The sequence below is a fragment of the Spongiibacter sp. genome (assembly GCF_041602295.1).
Classification (GTDB): domain Bacteria; phylum Pseudomonadota; class Gammaproteobacteria; order Pseudomonadales; family Spongiibacteraceae; genus Spongiibacter.
This window is the reverse complement of record NZ_JBFIGO010000171.1, coordinates 1-3528: the sequence shown is the minus strand read 5'-3', so window position 1 is coordinate 3528 and position 3528 is coordinate 1. Positions and strand designations below refer to the sequence as shown.

Annotated in this window: 4 protein-coding genes; all 4 read right to left on the bottom strand. The window is 60.9% G+C overall.

Annotation, left to right across the window (positions count from 1 at the left end; genetic code table 11):
- The coding region (locus tag ABYM29_RS15265; RefSeq protein WP_372865652.1) for an acyl-CoA dehydrogenase family protein at positions 1 to 918 on the bottom strand (918 nt) is incomplete at its 3' end.
- A gap of 137 nt (positions 919 to 1055) precedes the next feature.
- On the bottom strand, positions 1056 to 1976 hold the full coding sequence (locus tag ABYM29_RS15260) for a diguanylate cyclase domain-containing protein (protein WP_372865651.1): 921 nt from the start codon (positions 1974 to 1976) through the stop codon (positions 1056 to 1058).
- A 240-nt stretch (positions 1977 to 2216) separates the two neighbouring features.
- Positions 2217 to 3005 (bottom strand): hypothetical protein, encoded by a 789-nt coding sequence (locus tag ABYM29_RS15255; RefSeq protein ID WP_372865650.1) that lies wholly within the window; start codon positions 3003 to 3005, stop codon positions 2217 to 2219.
- 37 nt (positions 3006 to 3042) lie between these two features.
- The coding region (locus tag ABYM29_RS15250) for an SDR family NAD(P)-dependent oxidoreductase (protein WP_372865649.1) at positions 3043 to 3528 on the bottom strand (486 nt) is incomplete at its 5' end.

Below are 3528 nucleotides of genomic sequence, written 5' to 3'. Positions count from 1 at the left end.
ACGCTCGGGATTGCCGCCCAGCTTAATCAGCGGCTTGCCGAAGGCCTGGCGGGACTTGCCGCGCTGAATCATCAGCTCCAGCGCCCGTTCGGCGGCGCCAATGGCGCGCATGCAGTGGTGGATACGGCCGGGGCCGAGGCGGCCCTGGGCAATCTCGAAGCCGCGGCCGAGGCCGAGGATCAGATTGTCTTTGGGCACCCGCACATTGTCGAACCACACCTCGCCGTGACCAATGGGCTCGTCGAAGCCACCGAACACCGGCAGCATGCGCTTGATGGTCACGCCGGGGGTATTCATCGGCACCAATACCATCGAGTGACGGCTGTGGCGAGCGGCTTCGGGATTGCTCAGCCCCATAAAAATGCCGACTTCGCAGCGCGGATCACCCACCCCGGTCGACCACCATTTCTTGCCGTTGAGCACCAGCTCGTCGCCGTCGACCTCAATGGTCGCCGCCATATTGGTCGCATCAGAAGAGGCCACCTCGGGCTCGGTCATAAAGAATACCGAACGGATCTCGGCATTGAGCAGCGGCCCCAGCCAGCGCTGTTTCTGCGCCTCGCTGCCGTATTTCCACAGCACTTCCATATTGCCGGTATCCGGGGCGTTGCAGTTAAACACCTCGGGGGCAAAATGTGAGCGGCCCATCTGCTCGGCCAGCACCGCGTATTCACCCACCGTCAGGCCAGCGCCCAAGTCGGGATCGGGCAAGAACAAGTTCCACAGACCCAATTCGCGGGCCTTGGCTTTGAGCGCTTCAAGCTCGGGCAATACCGTCCACTGGCTCCAGTCGCCGCCCTTGTTGCTGAGCATCAGCTCAGGCAGCACGGCCTCTTCGACCGGCATGATTTCGCTGTCGATAAAATGGCGGAGTTGATCGCGCAGCGCTTGGGCGCGGGGGCTGAGATTGAAGTCCATGGCTGGCTCCTCGGCAATAAAGTCATCACCATAGGCGCCAGCACAAAATCAGTCTAATTTATTTTATAAATCAATATACATTCAGCCTAGTGATTAACAGTCTGCGCCTCCCCAACGGCGCACCTCAAGAATCAACCTTAACCGGCCACCGCGGTGCAATTGCGACCGCTGTCCTTGGCGAGATAGAGCTGCCGATCAGCCCTGGCGATCAACTTGTCCGGGCTGTCGCTCGAGTCACCAGGCCGGGCCGTCGCCAGGCCCGCACTGACGGTAAGATAGGGCGCCACCGTCGACCCTTCATTGGGAATAGCCAGCTGCCGTATCGCCTCGCTCAACTCCGCCAGCAGGTGCCGCGCCTCATCCTCATCGGTGTTGCCGTAAACCACCGCAAACTCTTCGCCGCCATAGCGGGCACAGAGATCGCCCGGGCGCCGAACAAAGTCCTTCAGCAGGCGTCCGATTTTGCGCAAGCAGGCATCCCCGGTTTGATGGCCGTAGCGGTCATTGAGCAATTTAAAATAATCAATATCGATAAGCGCCAGCGACAGCGGCGACTTTAAGCGACGTGAACGCCGCCACTCCTGCTGGAAAAACGTATCAAAACAGCGGCGATTGGGGATACCCGTCAGGCTGTCGATCAGCGCCATCTTGCTGACCTTGTCTTCGGCGAGCTTGCGCTGGGTAATGTCGTGGTGGGTAATCACAAAGTATTGGCGGCGATTCAGCGTAAACCGCGACACAGTCATCATAAACCAGCGCTGCTGCTCCGGGCTGTGGCAGGGGTACTCCAGGCACCAGTGCGCTCTTTCCGACGCCATAAACTCGCGAATACCCTGTGCCGCCTGCAAGGCCGACTCATCGCCCTGCGCCGCCGCGCGGTCGCAGACCTGTAAATAATTGACCCCGGCCCAGCTGTCGGTAATACCGCAGTTATTGTCCTCGGCAAATTCACACCAGCGGCGATTCACATACAGAATTTGACCGCTGCGGTCGACCACCACCACATGGTCGGCCATGGTATCGAGTACCTTGCCGAGAAATTCATCGGAATTTGCCATCGAACGTGAACCCCGTTGCCACAGCGCATCGACCCACAAAGGCCGCGCAGGACAAGTGCCGCAGAAAAAAGCTGTCCAGACTAGCAACCGTATCCAGCCCCGCCGCAATGCGGAATGCGCAGATACCCCTAGCTAGCCGACGCGCCCAGGCAAGGTCGCTCGCCAATGCGACGCGCCAAGCCAGGACTCACTGCCAGGGCCCAGCCGCTAAACCGGGCCGCGACAGGCGGCACAAGGTCACTAATCCTCGGCCAGCGGGTCATTGGCCAGCAACAAGGCCATGGCCGCGGCCACCACCGCGGGCTCAAGCTCCTGTTGCAACTGCGGGTGAAGGTGCAGCGCCCCCCCGTTGAGCAAATCGAGCATGGCCACGCTGTGCCCACCGTCGCGTATCGCGATGCTCACCGTCTCCGGCAGCTCGACACTAAGCCCTTGGCGACTGCCGACTACCGCCAGCGCGCTACCGCCGCGATGAATCAATCCCGCAAAGGGCTGACGGCTGGTGGCGCGCAACTCCAACTGCCAGGGCAGCCAGCCCTGTGTCAGCCCCTCGGCACTGCAGCTGAGCCCCGCGACAAAACGCTCATCGCCCTGTAACTCCAGGGCCTGCTGCGAACCCTCGTCGGCCACCCGCAAATACCAGCCGCGGCCGCGGCGATACTGCCGACAACGCACCGCCGCCAGCGCCACATCGGCGCGATATAACGAGAAGCCGTAACCGGAATCATTGTCGTCATCGACGCTGCCCAGCTGAATACCGTCGTCGCCGCTACTGACACTGCTGCGACTGATAGTCGGCGCAGTGGCCCACAGTGAGTAATCCAGCTTGCCGGTAACGTAGTCGCCAATACGCAGAGGCTGGCCGCGCAGCCGCGCCCAGTCGCCGTAGCCCGATACCGCTAACTGCTGGCTACTGACACCCTGCCAGTCGGCCGGCAACGCGGCCCGCTCGACATGCACGCTACAGGCAAGCAATGTGCTGCCCAGCACCACCACTAATAGCTTGTTAAGCTCCAATTTAAGCCCCAATGTCACCCCCACTTGGTCTGGCCGCAACTCTGCGCGGCTATATCGTTTTTCCCATATCGGCCATGTACACCGCGCCGTGAGTTGCCCGGGCCTCCTCTGAGGCAATAAAGCTAATCACGGCGGCGATATCTTCCGCCTCGGCCAAACCGCGCTTGGCAGCGGTGGTCATAATCAAGTCGATATCGCCACCGTCGGGCATCCCCACCTTCGCCAGCTGAGGCGTATTGGTACCGCCGGGACACACCGCATTGATGCGAATCGGCTGATTAATAAACTCCAAGGCCAGCGACTTGGTCAGGCCGATAACACCGTGTTTGGCGCTGCAGTAGGTCGCGGAATAGGGCTGGCCCTCGACACTGGCCAAGGAGCCGACGTTGACAATATTACCAGCCGTTTTCAACAGCTCCGGCACCGCCGCCTGGCAGAGGAACAGACTGCCGCCGAGGTTGTTGGCGATATCAGCCAGCCAGTTTTCCTCGGTAATTTCGTGCAGGGCGCGGAAAATATGCCCGCCCGCGCAGTT

What these genes read in the sequence shown, in the direction of transcription:
- ABYM29_RS15260 (WP_372865651.1), bottom strand. Translation starts at nt 1,976, where the DNA reads ATGGCAAATTCCGATGAATTTCTCGGCAAGGTACTCGATACCATGGCC.